The 237-nt window shown below is 69.6% G+C and carries 1 protein-coding gene; it reads right to left on the bottom strand.

The features are described 5' to 3' along the window. On the bottom strand, positions 1-237 hold a 237-nt coding region (locus WDW90_RS40400; RefSeq protein WP_336493145.1), incomplete at both ends, for a TCP-1/cpn60 chaperonin family protein.

Genomic DNA, 237 nt, shown 5'->3' with positions numbered 1-237 from the left:
GAAGTCCATGCCGCCCATGCCGCCGCCGCCCGGCATCGGGGGAGGCGCGTCCTTCTTCGGAGCGTCGGCGACCATCGCCTCGGTGGTGACGAGGAGGCCAGCAACCGAGGCCGCACCCTGCAGAGCCGTGCGCACGACCTTGGCCGGGTCGACGATGCCGGCCTGGAGCATGTCGACGTACTCCTCGGTCTGGGCGTCGAAGCCGTAGGTCTCCGAGCCCGTGTTGTCGGAGATCTT

Origin of the sequence: Methylobacterium nigriterrae (assembly GCF_037106235.1) — a bacterium.
GTDB classification, from domain to species: Bacteria; Pseudomonadota; Alphaproteobacteria; order Rhizobiales; family Beijerinckiaceae; genus Methylobacterium; species Methylobacterium nigriterrae.
Note: the sequence above shows the minus strand (reverse complement) of the source record. Positions and strands in the feature narration are given on the sequence as shown.